Genomic DNA, 14592 nt, shown 5'->3' on the forward strand with positions numbered 1-14592 from the left:
CTTCGAATGAAGCGGGTTTCCGTGTTTGAAGCGACCTGGCATTGTTCGCCAGACCGCACTCATTTGCTCAACGCTAACCGGCCTGCGATTTGATGAAGCCGTTCACGATGCTGACAATGCCTTTCGACAAGAGGTCGTCCAGCGCATCACAGAACGTATCGACGTTCTCCTTGGTACAGACGAGAGGTGGCTCGAGGCGAATGACATTGCGGTTATACTCAGTGAAGGCCACTAGAATGTCGTAGTCGCGCAAAAGCTGAGCGCCGATAAAGCCAGAGAGCGACCCTTTCAGCTTCTCATCAAGCATGGCGAGCACGGGCCGCAAAACCATCGGCATTGTCTGCGAGAAATCCTGAAACTCCAGTCCGACCATCAGGCCTTGTCCACGGACATCCTTGATGATCTTCGGGTATTTCTCCTGGATCTGTTTCAGGCGCGCGATCAGATGGGCACCAACGCGTGCAGAATTTTCAATCAGGTCCTCATCATAAAGAACATTCAAACCTTCAATAGCCGTGACGCTTGCCTCGCCAATCCCGCCGAATGTTGCCTGTGCGTGTATCATTGCCGTTTTGGGAGAGCCGTAGGCTTTCATATAGACATCGCGTTTGGCAATCATCGCACCAACGGCAGCCTTGCCAGCGCCGAGCGATTTCGCCAACGCCGTGACGTCCGGAACAACACCATAGTGTTCGAAAGCGTAGAATTTGCCCGTCCGGCCGTAACCGCATTGAACTTCGTCGGCAACCCAAAGCACATTGTGCTGGTCGCACAATTCTCTGACGCCTTTCCAATAGGATTCCGGTGCCGAGATGATGCCACCACCGCCCTGGACGGTTTCCAAGACAACGACGCCGATGTCCGGATCAGATTTGATGGCATTGCTCAAGGCCTGCAGATCGCCGAACGGAACCTTGACCCGGTTACCGACCAACTGGAAATCGCCTTGATAGAGTTCTGAATCCGTGAGCGACAGAACGCCCTTCGTCTTGCCGTGAAATGAGTTCTCAGCGTATACGACCTTGCAGTTTTTCCTGCCCGAGGCCCGCTCGGCCACCTTGACGGCTGCCTCCATGGCTTCCGAACCGGTCGAACCGAGAAACACCATGTCAAGGTCGCCTGGCGAGCATGCCGCCAGGTTCTTGGCAAGCGCGGTTGCATACTGAGAGAGGAATGCAATGGCAATCTCGTGACGGTCTTCATCCTGAAATCGCTGGCGCGCGGCGATCACACGCGGATGATTGTGCCCATGGGCAAGCGAACCGAAACCACCGAAAAAGTCCAGGATCTTTCGACCGTTCTGGTCGGTGTAATACATCCCTTCCGCAGTCTCGATCTTGACCTTGTGGAACCCCAGCAACTTCATGAAATGAAACTGTCCGGGATTAATATGGTCCTTGAAGAGCTCAGCCATCGACTTGGTGTCGAGAGCTTTTGCGTCTTCGACCGTCATCAGGTCCGGTTTGGTGCTTTGCATTGCTTCTGCCTCAGGCATGTCCTGCTTAGTCGCAACATTAGCTAACATGGATAATCCTATTCTGCAGGCTGAACGCTGCCGTGATTGGCACCGTTCCCGGCCGTTTTCTGTGATCGGTATTCGTCATATGCGGCGATCAGCATATCTTCGTCGCGGTAGGCCGGCACCCAGCCAAGGTCACGTTCGCCCTTTGAGACATCGAGAACGCACATCTCGTCGGCAATCAGATACTGTTCCGGATCCATCAGCGGCATGTTGATGGCGTCGAGGAAATCAAGGGTGCGCTTGACCGCAAATCCCCAGGTTGGCAGCAGCAACGACTTGGATCCTGCGTGCTTCACAAGATCGCCAAGCAGCTTCTTGACTGGAGGAGGATTGATGGAGCCCAGATTATAAGCTTCATTCGGAACACCCGCTTTCCAGGCGCGATAGGCGGCATCGGCACAATCGAACACCGAAATGAACTGGTAAGGGTTCTTACCAGACCCGATCATGGGGACCGGAAGGTTCATATCGATAAGTTTGAAGAGCTTGGTCAGGATGCCAAGACGGCCCGGACCGATAATCAACCGTGGCCGAAACAGGGTGATGTCCATTCCGCGCTCACGCCAATCGCCTGCCAGGAACTCCGTGTCCAGCTTGGATTGACCATATTCGCCGAGTGGCGCGACAGGATGATCTTCGGTCATCGGGTAGGTAACGGTGTGGCCATAGACCATGTCGGTCGTATAGTGCACCAGTTTCTTGGCGCCCGCACGGTCCATCGCTTCGATGATGTTCTTGGTCCCGTCGTAGTTGACCGGATAGAAAAAGTCGTGACGTTTTGCGCGCACCTGGATCGGTGACAGCATCTTGGCCGACAGATTATAAACCATGTCGTCTGCAGTCATCGGCACTTTGGCGATAGTAGCCGGATCGGTCACATCGCAGGTAAGAAAAGTTGCCTTCGGATAGACAGACTGATTGTCATTGACGATATCGGCAACAATGACCTCTTCCCCGTCTTCCAGTAGCTTTTTTGCAAGTTGGCGACCGACGAAACCGTCTCCACCGAAAAGAATGTGTTTCACTTCGAGGTCTCCTTCAGGGCCGCAGTTTCAACCGGGGATTTTGCGTGGTTCTGATCAGGGTTGGATCCGCCTTGCGCGATGAAGATCGTGCCGACGCAGATGAAGGCGATCCCGATGACACGCATCGCGTTCAAGTCTTCCTGAAAAATGAAATAGGCGTAGACAGCCACAACCACATAGGCGAGCGACAAAAACGGATAGGCGTATGACAGCTCTACTTTCGACAAGACATAAAGATGCGACGCCATTGAGATCACAAAGGTGCAAAGACCCAAAAACACGAATGGCGAGAACACGACCTGAAGTAGTTTGATGACCAGATTGCTGGACAACCCGCTGAAATCACCCAGCTTGGTCATTCCGTACTTTAACATTATTTGTGCAGCTGCGTTTGTTAGTACGGTAAATAAAATAAAAGGGAGGAACTTAGCCATACCCCATCGTCTCCACTCACTGTAAATTTTACCAACGCAACTATCGATCTAATTTGATTAAATTATCTTAATTCCGGCGCGATTTAACTTTGATATCACTGTATGAATAATAATGCGTGACTTTATTACTTAAATTTTCTTCATGTTATTATTATTTGATTCACCATGTCAGCTGCCGTCCAAGACAGTCCTGCGCCAAAAGTCAGACATAAGTGCAGGATCCCGCAGTTTCTCGATCTCTTGCCAGCTCGGAAAAGAGGCTCTGAAAGTCACACTCGACATTCGCCGGTCCTTGTAAGGGTTCACCGCACCCCCGGACTGAATGGTGATGGCGTCGAGTTGCTCAAGCAACCTGTGGGTCACACTGCCTTTGTCCGGGAAATCAAGCGTCAACGTGAAGCCTGGACGCGGAAAGCTCAAGATCCCAGGGCTTGGCAGTGACCCAAAGCGTTTCAAGACGGTCAGAAAGGACCCATGATGATTTCTTTGGGTGCATTCCAGCAGAGACTTAATGACCTCAAACGCATTGTCCGGCGGGATAGCGCTCTGGTGCTGATGGAGGCCCCTTGGCCCATAGAGACGGTTCCATCGCCCAACGCGATCCAGCGGAAAGAAGAATTTGTCAAAGGCAACCAACTGCTCGGATCTGCCCACAGGCGCGCTTCTGAAGTAGCTTTCGTTGAAGAGCTTCAGGAAGGGCCCTTGAAGGGGTGAGATCGGCGGCGTGAGCGGGATGCTCAAACGTGGCGCCGGTTTGCGTTGCGGATGCTCGCCTTCAGCAGCATGGTCGCCGGCAATCAGGTGCCCCCGCCCGAAATGCCGCCCCTTGACCAGAGAGTCGATCCAGGCGACCGCATATTCATGCTGCGCATCTGCATCATCAACCAACTCGAAATACGCTTCCAGACTTTCAAAGCGTGTCGTCACCTGGTTGATCGAAGAGGAACCGACTTTCATCAGCTGAATGGTCGCCTTGCGGATCAGACCGGTCAGGCCCATGCCCCCAATCGTTGCATCGAAAAGGCCACTCTCCTCAGTTGGGTTCAAAAGGAGAGGGCCCTGGTCCGATCTCTCGAGCAGCAGGTCCACCACGTGACAGCCGAATGTCCCCCGCCTGTGGTGGTTTTTTCCGTGAATGTCATTGGCAATGGCACCGCCAAGCGTCACAAACTGAGTGCCGGGAACCACCACAGGAAACCAACCATGCGGCGCCACAGCTGCGATGATGTCGCTTAAGAGGATGCCTGCTTCCGCTTCCAGAAGACCGGAAGACTTGTCGAAAGACAGAATGCGATTTGCGGATTGTGACGTAATCGCGCTCCCGGCTGCATTCAAGCAACTGTCGCCATAACTTCTGCCATTGCCAAAAGGCAACGCACCTTCCGATCTGATCTCGCTGGTCAGATACCGGTCAGGCGCGAGAAGACGCGGGTTTTTGACCGACAATCCACCCCAGCTGGCGATCTGCCGCATTTCCTTGACCATGTCGGCTTACCAGGCAGCAGCAATCAGGAAAAGGACGGCACCGCAACCGATCATAAATTGGCTGCGCCAGTCCTTCAGGATGAAAACAATCGGGTCTTCATGCATCTCGCCTCTGCGCGCGAGGATCCAGATACGCATGATGATGTAGAGAACCAGCGGGCACAAAAGCCAGATAAGCTGCGGAATGGTATAAGCTTCCTCGATTACCGGACTTTGAATATAGAGCGCGAGAACCAGTACAGCCGCGAAACCGGATGTCATGCCTGCCTGCGAGATAGGCTCCAGGTCAACATGCCGATAGCCGCGGCCAGTGACTTCACGCGAGGCTACTTCGCCAACCTGCTGCAACTCGGTAAAGCGTTTCACCAAAGCAAGCGACAGGAAGAAGAAGACCGAGAACGCGAGCAACCAGAACGAATACTCGATATCAGCGGCAGCCCCCCGGCAAGGACACGCACAGTGTAAAGACCGGCCAGGACGAAAACATCCAGCAAGAGCATCCGCTTTATCGCGACCGAATATGCGGTTGTAATAAACAGATAAAGCACCAGGATCCCAGTGAAGGCCAAGGGAAGGAATGCGGAGATAACGAAAGCAACCACAATCGAGCCAGCTGCCAGAAGCAAGCCGTTTGGCACACTCAACCGGCCGCTTGCAAACGGGCGATTGCACTTCGTGCGGTGACGGCGATCCGCCTCAAGGTCCAAAAGGTCATTAACCACATAGATGGCCGAAGCCGTGAGTGAAAATGCTACGAATGCCAACAAACTGCTGACAAAAACGGATGCGACAAAAATCTCGTGCGCCAGGACTGCGGGTACGAAAATCAGTGCGTTTTTGAGCCATTGATGCGGGCGCATGGCCTGTATTGCAGCTTTGATCTCGCTCTCAGTCGCGTCAATCCGTTCAGCGCCTGTCTGGCGTTGCCAGTTGTGTGCAGCCCTGTCCGGAGCGACGACCGTCGCTTCGGCTGCTTCTTCAAACAGACAGACGTCGTGGTGAGAGTTGCCGTAGTAATCAAAGCCTTCCTCGCCGACCCGGTCCCTTATCCGGTCAAGCTTACGATGCGCTGTCAGGTTGGTTTTTTCATCGGACGCAAGCACGTCATCGAAGATACCCAGATGCTCGGCTACCGCTTGAGCAAGAGCTTCATTCGATCCAGTCGCCAGCACGAGCCGCCGGCCCGCCGCTTTTTCCGCCTTCAGGCGTTCAACGACACCAGTTCTATAAGGCAGTGTTTTAACATCGATTTCTGCAGCCTCGGCAAGCCTTGCCTTGGTGAAGGCAATGCCGTGCCGCAACCAACCAAAAATCAGGAAAACAACGAACGGTTTTCTGCGAAGCGCCTGAAACAGGCTTTCCCAAAGCAGATCACCCCCAATGAGCGTGCCATCCAAGTCTACGTAAATAGCCCGGTTTGTCGTTTCACAGCGCTGATCCATCACGCGGGAACCTTCAGTTTGAGCACTACCCCAAACATCTGGCACTCTTCTGTTAGACGAAGATTTCTGCGAACCAAATGTAATTCAAGAATAGTGCAAACGCTTCCTGTATTACAGTTCTGGCTAACGCAAATTCCTTATCATGCCATTTATACGGGAAGCGCTGACGGCGCAAAGTCCGCCCAAAAGCGGCGAAAAACACGCATATCCGCGAATTCGTTGGTTTTATACTTACCGGCAGATTAACTGGACCGGCCTCACTTCACGATGGCATTCACCAACTGCCGCCTCACGAAGGTCATACGCTGAAAGGTAATCTGGGAATGGTGGTTTTAAGGCAGAACCACAAAATCCAAATGCCCCACCATGACGCGCAGCTGAGCCTCGCCAATCCTGCGCTGCCTGTCCTGCCACCAGCTTTCCAAGCGCTCAGCGTCAAGTCCAACCTGGAGGCCAACCCGCCGCCATCCGCTCAGGAATTCGAGCTGAAAGTCTCCGGAATCAGCTCCTGTCAGCCAGTCTGAGGTGCCTTGTACGACGCGGCAATCACGTGCCTTGAACAGCTCGATCGCCACCTTGGCAGCCTCCGGTCCAAGCGCAGGACCAAACCCCTTGTCGGTTTGCTGATGCCGGTTGAGCGCCTGACGAAGATCCTCGTCCAGGTCATGGCCGGGAGAGAAATCAGTCCGACCGTCATAAGTCAGGCTTGCCAGAAACGGCTTCCTGGCCTCGACAACCTTATCAACCAGGCGTTCCAGGAACGCTTTGGAGGTCAAATCCAGAAACGCCGAGGTGGTGATTGCGTCGAATTGATCAAAAGGCAACTTCTCCAGATCGGCCTGCAAATCGATCTGCTGCACATTGAGTTCGCCCTGAAATCGGCTCGATGCCACGTCCAACATCGCCTCATCAAAATCGGTCAGCTTCCAGCAAACAGGCGCTGAAAACTTGTCGTTCAAAGCGGCAACGGTTGAACCTGCTCCACTGGCAAGGTCGAGAACATGAACTTGAGAAGTGGGCAGAGCGGCAAAAAAGGCCTGCTCCACAACGGTGTTTCTGGCGGCCAAATCGAGCGGCTCCCGCAACGCCAGCCAATGCGATGAAAATCCACTCATTTTGAAATCCTTTGAAGTATCTGCGAGAACCTTTCAGACGCATCGCGCCAACTCGGGAGCTTTTCTGCAGCTTGTCGCGCTCCAATGGATAGCGCTTGGCGCAGATCCCGATCGGTGATCAGGCTTTCCAAGGCCGATTGCAAGGACGCAACATCTTCCGGAGGGCAATAGAGTGCAGCACCTTGTGGCAGCGTGTCCCGAACGGCACCACCGCCACTTCCAATGACAGCAAGTCCGTGTGCCATCGCCTCGGTATAGGCCATCCCATACCCCTCATAGCGGCTGGCAAGAACAAAGACTTCAGCAGACTGGTAGAATTCCTTCAGCCGTTCGGAAGGTAAGGCACCGTGAAAAACCAGCCGTTCGTCGAGATCCAAGTCCCGCGCGAGACGTTGAATGTCATCCACGCAGGCAGGATCCGCCGTGAGGCCACCGACAATATCCAACTGCCAGTCAAATTGCTTCAGGTCGGACAGCGCCTTCAGCAACAGATCATACCCCTTGCGGTAGACCAGTGTACCAACCGCGAGCAAGCGGACTGGTGTCTGCGCATTTTTCTGTCGCAGTTCGGGCAACTCCGTACCAGGCAAAACGATGCTGATGTTCTTCTTCTCAATGTCGAAGAGATCGGATACCTGATCGCCGGTGGCCGGACTGGTGACAATCACATGGTGTGCGTTGGATAGCGCCTCCCGCTCGCTGCTTTCCAGCGCTTGCGCCTCAGAATTGCTTAAACCGTTTTCACGGCAAAGGGGATGATGAACAAGTGCCACCAGCTCCAAATGGTTCTTCAGCTCCTTGGCGGCATTGGGCATAGCACCAAAGGCCAAGCCGTCAACGACCACCAAACAACCGTCAGGAAGCGTATTCAAGCGCTTCTTGGCAGTCGCCAATGTCTGATTGTCGGGAAACGGAAAGCCGTCTCCAAGCGGCACAAGATCAACATCCCAACCGTCACGCTTCAGACCTGCGATGATTTGCCGGTCGTAACCGTAACCACCGGTTGGTGTTTCCAGATCACCCGGATAGGCGAAACATAGACTTTTCATCGGTACTCAGATCTTGGCTTCGTACCAGGCACGTGCCACGTGCGATTCTGAAATGGTTACACGGATCGTACCAAGTTCAGCACCTCGTCGGCCAAGTCTGTCGTTGCGTGCTGCTTTGGCAAGGTGATCGTGAATGTGCTTTGTCAAAAACTCTGTCGTTGTGTTGATGCCTTCAAACTCTGGAACTTCGTCGAGGTTCTTGTAGTTCAAAGGTTCCAGCACTTCCTTCAAGGCTTCGTGCGCACGGCCAATATCGATGACCACACCGTTTTCATCGAGACTGTCGGCCAGAAACGCCGCATCGATAACGAATGTTGCGCCATGCAACGCCTGAGCCGGGCCGAACAGCTCTCCCTTGAACGAATGGGCGATCATCACATGGTCGCGAACTTCAACTGCAAACATTTCGATAGTCCTGAAAGTGTGGAGGTAAGTGAGACGAAAGGAATTTAGCCGGTCGCACCGTCATAAACGACGAGCGCGGCCAGCACATCTGACGCTTTGTTCAACAAATCGGGAAGCTGTTCAGGCAAGTCATCGAACCTTATACGATGGCTTATCAGCACGTCCAGCACTGGATCTTGAAGCAAGTTGAGCGCCGTCTCCAGGCGGCGGCGATAAGACCAGCGCGCTTGCCGGTCGACTGGAATGGTTCCGACCTGGCTTGAGATGAGTTTCAACCGGCGACAATGAAAATCGGCGCCCAATGGTGCCTGAACGCCCTTGGTTCCATACCAGCTCATCTCGACTACGGAGGCACCATCGCCACAGACCTTCAAGGCCGTTTCAAGGCCTGCAGAAGACGCACTTGTGTGGAATACAAGATCCTGGTTGGCTGGTGCGTCGTCCGGCAAAGCAAACCCAAATCCAAGGACTTCCGCAATGGCAGCCCGCTCGCCGTTGGTGTCAATAACCGTCACCACTGATCCGGGCAGACGAGACGCAACGTATGCAGTCAAAAGCCCGACAACTCCCGCGCCGACCACGCAGATGTGATCCCCAGGTGATGGTTTTCCGTCCCATATAGCGTTAAGTGCCGTTTCCATATTGGCGGCGAGAACCGCCCGCTCCGCGCTAACAGCGTCAGGAATGGGAGCACAGTAACCGGATGGAAGAGTGAAATCGCTTTGATGTGGAAAGAGCGAAAAAACGATACGCCCCTCAAGCGCGGGATCGCCTTCCAGAACCCTGCCGACATTGGCATATCCGTATTTGACGGGGAAAGAAAAATCCCCCTCCTGGAAAGGCGCGCGCATGCGCTGCCATTCACTTTCGGGAACCTCGCCTCGGAAGACCAGTCCTTCTGTGCCGCGGCTCACACTGCTAAAGAGAGTTTGAATACGCACGTCGTCCGATCGCAACGCCGCAATCGTCACACCTTCGAGCGTACACCGCTCCCGACCAGCATACCAAAGCGCTCTTGGCGTACGTGTGACCGCGGTCACCAGCGGATCGCCCTTCATGAAATAAAGTCCTCTCTCATTCGCCATGCTTCTGTCAACATTAGGACATTTTGACATGCGCACTATTGCGATGATTGCCGTGAATGGAATTCAAATAAGTGTTTCAGGTCTCTGACATGTCTATTTCCGAAAAAACAGCCGCGAATATGACAACGCGACGGATTGTGTTCTCTTTCCTTCTTATCGTGAGCTTTGTGGGCCTCGCGGCGCTTATGACAGTGACCCTGTCACCTGGCGGTTATTCGGCGCTTGATCTGTTCATTCTCGCCTGTTTCATGATCACGCTCCCCTGGACGATCATCGGTTTCTGGAATGCAGTTATCGGCCTTTCGATCATGCGGCTTTCGAAAAACCCAGTTGAGGCCGTCTGTCCGATCGATCATGGTGACCCGAGCGCACGCCTGAAAAGCTCCACCGCACTGCTGTCCTGTGTGCGTGATGAAGACGCGGAAAGCCTTGAAGTCAATTTGAGTGCCATGGTCTCCCAGTTGATCCGCGCGGGTCAGGCCGAGAACTTCACGCTTTACGTTCTCAGCGACACCTCGATGGACGACATCGCGCTGCAGGAGCAGCAATTGACGGCCCGCCTGTCCGAACGTTTTGAAGGCCAGATGGAGGTTGTTTACCGGCGTCGCACCGACAACAAGGGCTTCAAGGCAGGCAACATCGAAGACTTCTGTGATCGCTGGGGCGACCAGCATGATTTCGCGCTGGTGCTGGATGCCGATAGCTTCATGTCCGTTGAAGCTATAACCGGACTTGTCAGACGCATGGAAGCCAACCCGAATGTAGGCATCCTGCAAAGTCTCGTGGTCGGCCTGCCGACCGACAGCGCATTTGCACGCATTTTCCAGTTCGGCATGCGGCTCGGTATGCGCTCCTACACAATTGGAAGCGCCTGGTGGCAAGGCGATTGCGGACCGTACTGGGGTCACAACGCGGTATTGCGCCTGAAGCCGTTCAAGGAACACTGCCGGTTGCCCGAACTGCCCGGCAACGGTCCTCTTTCCGGAGCTATCCTGTCGCATGACCAGGTGGAAGCTGTCCTGATGCGGCGTGCTGGCTACGAAGTCCGGGTGCTGCCGCTCGAAACCGGCAGCTATGAGGTCAATCCGCCTCATCTTCTGGAGTTCATCCGCCGGGATCTGCGCTGGTGTCAGGGCAACCTGCAATATCGTCGGCTTTTGAGCATGCCGGATCTCAAGCCTGTCAGCCGCGCGCAATTGGCTCTCGCCATATTGATGTTCCTTGGGTCTCCGGCCTGGATCGGCTTCATGACGGCGGCGGCGGTCCTTGGCATAGTCACTGACTATATGCCCTATCGCCCGGATACAGGTGCACTGCTCTTCTTCTCGGTGCTGACCATGGTCTTTGCACCCAAGCTTGCAACGGTTGCCGATGTGCTTGCCCGTGCAGACCTGCGCAAGGCCTTTGGCGGCCCCGTGCGTGTGCTGCTCAGCGTTGGAGCCGAAATCCTCTATTCGGCGATGATCGCTCCGGTGATGGCCGTTGCCCATACGCTCTTCATGGGTGGCCTGCTGTTCGGAAAAACCATCGGATGGGGTGCCCAGGCCCGCGGTGTCCGCCGGTTGCCGGTTGCCCTCGCACTTCAGAAACTCTGGCCGCAAACGGTTTTCGGTAGTGCTGGACTTCTCTGGCTGACCGGTCAACCGATCGGGCTCGTCTGGCCGGTGATTCCGGTCGCCGTCGGTCCATTGCTGGCATCAGTCATTGCGGTTGGCACTTCAACCCGGACATTGGGCAAGCTTGCAATTCAGTCCACCTTGTGGCGCATTCCCGAGGAAACCTCTCCGCCACCGGAACTCGCCGACCTGCATCTGCCGGCACTCACCAAAGGCCAGGTCCCTCCTGGTGACCAGCAGCAGGGACTTGTCCAGGCAGACGCCAAACCAGCAGAAGCTTGAGGTCGAGACACCACCGCAATCGAACACGAAAAGGACCGGCTGGATAGCCGGTCCTTTTCGTTTCAGCCTATTTCAGATGGATCAAGCCGCGTTGGACGAAGCGATCGTCTGGGTCAGCAGTCCGTAAATCTCTTCCGCATCACCGGATGCGCGCAGGCCTTGGGTGACGTCAACATCCCGAAGCTGGCGCGCTATGCGTGCCAGTGCCTTCAGATGGTCAGCACCGGCGCTCTCTGGCGCGAGCAGCAAAAAAACAAGATCGACAGGTTGGTCATCCAAGGAATCAAAATCGACCGGTTTCGTCAGTTTGGCGAACAGGCCAACCAGTCGGTCGAGACGCGTCAGCTTGCCGTGCGGGATCGCGATGCCGTGACCAACACCTGTCGAGCCCAAACGCTCGCGTTGAAGCAGCGTATCGAAAATCTCACGTTCGGAAAGACCAGTCAGTTCCGCTGCCTTTGCGGACAACTCTTGAATTGCCTGTTTCTTGCTCTTCGCTTTCAGTCCGGCAATGACTGCGTCTTTACCCAGAAGATCACTAAGATCCATACTATCGCCTACAGTTTTCGGAAACCGGCTCCCAGCTGGAAGCCGGTCCCGTCCGCATCTTTATTCGGCAGCCTCATTGGCCACCAGTGCCGGGTCTATCCACCCAATATTGCCATCGGACCGGCGATAAACAACATTGACACCGCCATTTGCCGCATTTTTGAACAGGACAACCGGTGCTTCGGTCAAATCAAGCTCCATGACCGCCATTCCGACAGTCATTGTCTTCACCTTTGCCGAGGTTTCTGCAATCACAAGTGGATTGAAGTCTACCGGCACTTCCTCGTCCTCGTCCGGGGACGCCAGAACGTAGGATGCCGCCTCAAAAGCTTCCCGGCCATTGCCAGTGTGGCCGTGATGGTCCTTCAGTTTGCGCTTGTAGCGCCGCAAACGTTTTTCAATCTTGTCAGCAGCAGCGTCAAAACTGTTTCGCGGATCCTGATCCTGTGCGGACACCTGAAGCACAATGCCGGTGTCCAGATGCAGGCTGCATTCTGACTTGAAGCCGTTACCTTCCCTGCTGAGTGTGACGTGGCCTGTGAAGCCGCCTGTGAAATACTTTGATAAGGCGTCCTCTATTCGGTCAGTGATGTGCTCGCGCAGTGCATCGCCCACATCAACATTCTTACCCGAAATCCGCAAAGCCATGGGGACCTCTTCTTTTGTATTGTCTGATACACCGGCCCTCTGCCGATGCTGAAACGCGTAACGTTTCAAGCGTACAGAATGGACCAGTCAGTGCCGAAGCGCCATCCCCTGTTTAACTCATGAGGGCGGTCCTATAATTGCGGCAGCTCAAAGAGTCAATTAATAACAATACGGCCAGCAATCATTGCCGAACTACTGTGTGTAATCAGTGTATTGTTTCAGTGAAACCGTCAGGTTCATTTTGAAAATTGCAACAATCGAAGGCTTCAACATATCGTCACCAGCATCATAGACGGACATTTTTCTCACGCCGCCTTTGTACCGACGATCCGATTTTCATCGCCTCGCGATACTTGGCCACTGTCCTGCGGGCAATGTCGACGCCATCACCCTTCAGAATTTTGACAATCGTATCGTCGGAAAGGATCGATTTCGGGTCTTCCGCGTCGATCATTTGCCTGATTCTGTGGCGGACAGATTCGGCGGAATGGGCATCACCGCCAACCGTTGCGGAGATTGCAGAGGAGAAGAAATACTTCAGCTCGAAAATGCCCCTCGATGTCGCCATGTACTTGTTGGACGTCACGCGGCTGACAGTCGATTCATGCATGCTGATTGCTTCAGCGATGGTCTTCAGGTTGAGTGGACGCAGATGTTCAATGCCATAAGTCAGAAATCCGTCCTGCTGGCGCACGATTTCCGTCGATACCTTCAAAATCGTCTTGGCCCGCTGGTCGAGGCTTTTGGCCAGCCAGTTGGCGGTCTGCAGCGATTCCGTCAGGTATTCCTTTTCCGTCTCGTCCCGAGCCGTCTTTACGATCCGTGCGTAGTAGGTCTGGTTGACGAGGACCTTCGGTAAGGTGTCGGAGTTCAGTTCCACCGTCCAGGTCCCGTCATTTGCCTTTTTGACAAAGACATCCGGCACGACCGGTTGAACCAAAGAAGAGCCAAATACACTGCCAGGCTTGGGATCCAGGGCACGGATCTCGGCAATCATTTCGACGAGATCCTCGTCATCAACACTACAGATTCTTTTCAGGCCCGGCAGGTCCCGCTTGGCAAGCAGTTCAATGTTCTCAATGAGCGCTTCCATAGCTGGATCGAACCTGTTCTTGTCGATCAACTGCAGTTTCAGGCACTCGGCGAGACCCCGTGCAAAAACGCCTGCCGGCTCAAAGGTCTGGAGCACCGCAAGCACGCTCTCGATCCTGGCGACATCAACTCCGAGTTGCTCCGCGGCTTCGCCAAGGTCGATGTAAAGATAGCCGTTTTCATCCAGAGAATTGATCAGGTGACCGGCAATCAACTTGTCCGCTTCGTCACTGAGAGCAAGGTTCATCTGCTCTTCGAGTGTCGTGCCGAGAGACACTTCATCGGCAACGAATGCCTCCAGGTTGTAGTCTTCCGAGGCACCGCCGCTGCTGACGTTCTTGTAACTGTCGCCAGTCTTGAGAAGGGCCGGATCCGGAGAGGCCGGAACCCCGGGCTCATCTGGAAAAACGTTGCCGAGATCGGTGTCCATTCGAGAGGCGATCGCTTCCGACCCCGTTTCAAGGTCGCTTTGCATCCAGTCGCCACTATTTGGCTCGTCACCTGCGCCGTCAAACCCCTCGGAAGCGTTGACGCTGGCGTCCTGCGCGTTTTCCAGGACAGGCTCGGAGGAAGCTCCCTGTTCGCCTGCCTCGCCTTCACCTTTTTCCAGAAGCGGGTTTCGTTCCAGCTCAGCTTCGACATAGGCAACAAGATCGAGATTGGACATCTGCAAAAGCTTGATCGCCTGCATCAGTTGCGGCGTCATGATCAGCGACTGACTTTGTCGCATCTCCAGCTTTGTTGAAATGGCCATCTGCTTCTAGGGTGCCCGCGTTACCGAAGTGGTCTGCTTTTTGCTTATTCGTTTCAGACCGAGTGTATAACCTAGCGGGTCACGAGTCA

General features: G+C 54.5%; 14 protein-coding genes. 1 reads left to right on the top strand and 13 read right to left on the bottom strand.

The window, feature by feature from the left end:
• Positions 1-73: 73 nt before the first annotated feature.
• The 10 genes from ACZ1HV_RS12195 to ACZ1HV_RS12240 all read right to left on the bottom strand — a co-directional run bounded on the left by ACZ1HV_RS12195 (position 74) and on the right by ACZ1HV_RS12240 (position 9562).
• The gene (locus tag ACZ1HV_RS12195; RefSeq protein WP_472718224.1) at positions 74-1525 is read right to left on the bottom strand and encodes an aspartate aminotransferase family protein; all 1452 of its coding nucleotides are present in this window, start codon (positions 1523-1525) and stop codon (positions 74-76) included.
• An 8-nt stretch (positions 1526-1533) separates the two neighbouring features.
• Positions 1534-2547, bottom strand: coding sequence for an NAD-dependent epimerase/dehydratase family protein (locus ACZ1HV_RS12200; RefSeq protein WP_472718225.1), 1014 nt, complete (start codon positions 2545-2547; stop codon positions 1534-1536).
• Positions 2544-2981: an EamA family transporter gene (locus ACZ1HV_RS12205; protein ID WP_298817862.1), complete on the bottom strand. Its 438-nt coding sequence runs from the start codon at positions 2979-2981 to the stop codon at positions 2544-2546. Before ACZ1HV_RS12205 ends, ACZ1HV_RS12200 begins: the two co-directional genes overlap by 4 nt.
• 168 nt (positions 2982-3149) lie before the next feature.
• Positions 3150-4466: an FAD-binding protein gene (locus tag ACZ1HV_RS12210; RefSeq protein WP_472718226.1), complete on the bottom strand. Its 1317-nt coding sequence runs from the start codon at positions 4464-4466 to the stop codon at positions 3150-3152.
• Between the two features lie 6 nt (positions 4467-4472).
• The gene (locus ACZ1HV_RS12215; RefSeq protein WP_472718227.1) at positions 4473-4832 is read right to left on the bottom strand and encodes a hypothetical protein; all 360 of its coding nucleotides are present in this window, start codon (positions 4830-4832) and stop codon (positions 4473-4475) included.
• Entirely contained in the window at positions 4829-5908 is a 1080-nt protein-coding gene (locus tag ACZ1HV_RS12220) for a UbiA family prenyltransferase (protein ID WP_472718439.1), read from the bottom strand. Before ACZ1HV_RS12220 ends, ACZ1HV_RS12215 begins: the two co-directional genes overlap by 4 nt.
• 332 nt (positions 5909-6240) lie before the next feature.
• A complete protein-coding gene (locus ACZ1HV_RS12225; protein ID WP_472718228.1) occupies positions 6241-7023 on the bottom strand; it encodes a class I SAM-dependent methyltransferase in 783 nt (260 codons plus the stop codon).
• Complete coding sequence (locus ACZ1HV_RS12230; RefSeq protein WP_298964997.1) at positions 7020-8072, bottom strand: glycosyltransferase family 4 protein; 1053 nt, start codon at positions 8070-8072, stop codon at positions 7020-7022. The genes ACZ1HV_RS12225 and ACZ1HV_RS12230 overlap by 4 nt, the downstream gene beginning before the upstream one ends.
• Positions 8073-8078: 6 nt before the next feature.
• The gene (locus ACZ1HV_RS12235; RefSeq protein WP_472718229.1) at positions 8079-8477 is read right to left on the bottom strand and encodes a 6-pyruvoyl trahydropterin synthase family protein; all 399 of its coding nucleotides are present in this window, start codon (positions 8475-8477) and stop codon (positions 8079-8081) included.
• Positions 8478-8521: 44 nt separating this feature from the next.
• Positions 8522-9562, bottom strand: a complete 1041-nt coding sequence (locus ACZ1HV_RS12240; RefSeq protein WP_472718230.1) for a zinc-dependent alcohol dehydrogenase — start codon at positions 9560-9562, stop codon at positions 8522-8524.
• 89 nt (positions 9563-9651) lie between these two features.
• Between ACZ1HV_RS12240 and mdoH the strand changes: the two genes are divergently transcribed.
• The gene (mdoH, locus tag ACZ1HV_RS12245; RefSeq protein WP_472718231.1) at positions 9652-11460 is read left to right on the top strand and encodes a glucans biosynthesis glucosyltransferase MdoH; all 1809 of its coding nucleotides are present in this window, start codon (positions 9652-9654) and stop codon (positions 11458-11460) included.
• An 81-nt stretch (positions 11461-11541) separates the two neighbouring features.
• On the opposite strand, the gene ptsN is transcribed toward mdoH, so the two are convergent.
• The 3 genes from ptsN to rpoN all read right to left on the bottom strand — a co-directional run bounded on the left by ptsN (position 11542) and on the right by rpoN (position 14503).
• Positions 11542-12009 carry a PTS IIA-like nitrogen regulatory protein PtsN gene (gene ptsN / locus ACZ1HV_RS12250; protein ID WP_298817847.1) on the bottom strand — a complete coding sequence of 156 codons (468 nt, stop codon included), beginning with the start codon at positions 12007-12009 and terminating at the stop codon, positions 11542-11544.
• Between the two features lie 60 nt (positions 12010-12069).
• Positions 12070-12657 (bottom strand): ribosome hibernation-promoting factor, HPF/YfiA family, encoded by a 588-nt coding sequence (gene hpf / locus ACZ1HV_RS12255; protein ID WP_298817845.1) that lies wholly within the window; start codon positions 12655-12657, stop codon positions 12070-12072.
• A gap of 286 nt (positions 12658-12943) precedes the next feature.
• A complete protein-coding gene (rpoN, locus tag ACZ1HV_RS12260) occupies positions 12944-14503 on the bottom strand; it encodes an RNA polymerase factor sigma-54 (RefSeq protein ID WP_472718232.1) in 1560 nt (519 codons plus the stop codon).
• Positions 14504-14592: the final 89 nt, after the last annotated feature.

Source organism: Roseibium sp. JB4-4, from assembly GCF_055693425.1.